Below are 1,018 nucleotides of genomic sequence, written 5' to 3'. Positions count from 1 at the left end.
CGGAAACACCTACGGCTGCCGCGACATCGCTCCCGACGCCCGGCAGTTGCTGTACCGCACGATGTACATCGTCCTGCGCGACACCGGGCGCCGCCCGCTCGAGATCGTCTCCCTGGCCCGTGACTGTCTGGAAACCCACAACGGCCAGCCCACCCTGATCTGGGACAACCACAAGAGGAAACGCCACCGCCGACGTCTGCCGATCACAACCTCCACCGCCGACGCCATCCGAACCTGGCAAGCCCGCCGCGACCAACTGCACCTCCCCGCCAAAGGAGACCGATACCTCTTTCCATCCCTCACCCCCCTGAGCGACGCCCCCCACATCTCCAGCACCTACCTCAGCGACGCCCTCAGGCTCTGGGCAGACGCCCTGCCCCCGCTCCACGCCGAGGGCACCGACTCCCAAGGACAACGCCTGCTCTTCGACCGGTCCCTGATCTACCCCTACGCCTTCCGCCACTCCTACGCCCAGCGCCACGCAGACGCCGGCACCCCCGTCGACGTGCTGCGCGAGCTGATGGACCACAAATCCATCGCCATGACCCAGCGCTACTACACCGTCTCCCTCAAACGGAAAAGCGAAGCCGTGGCCAAACTCAGCGCACACGTCCTCGACCAACACGGCCACCTCAGCCCCAGCTCGAGCACGGCCTACGAGATGCGCTCCGTCGCCGTCCCCTACGGCGGCTGCACCGAGCCGTCGAACGTCAAAGCCGGCGGCCAAGCGTGCCCCATCCGCTTTCAGTGCGCCGGATGCGGCTTCTACCGCCCCGACCCCTCCTACCTGCCCGCTATCGAGCACCACATCAACGAACTACGAGCAGACCGCGAAACCGCACTCGCCATGGGCGCCGCCGAGTTCGTCACCACCGCCCTCACCGCACAAATCACCGCCTACCAGCGCGTCATCGACCGCATGAACACACACCTGGCATCTCTCCCCGCCTCCGAACGCGCCCAGATCGAAGAGGCCAGCTCCGTGCTGCGCAAAGCACGAGCAGGCGACAACCACACC

The 1,018-nt window shown here is 66.6% G+C and carries 1 protein-coding gene; it reads left to right on the top strand.

The window, feature by feature from the left end:
* Positions 1-1,018 (top strand): tyrosine-type recombinase/integrase (locus ACFV3I_RS18800; protein ID WP_378823968.1); only part of this gene is annotated, 1,018 nt, incomplete at both ends.

The sequence above is a fragment of the Microbacterium sp. NPDC059771 genome, assembly GCF_042732495.1.
Lineage (GTDB): Bacteria > Actinomycetota > Actinomycetes > Actinomycetales > Microbacteriaceae > Microbacterium > Microbacterium sufflavum.
This window is presented reverse-complemented; position numbering and strand designations above follow the sequence as displayed.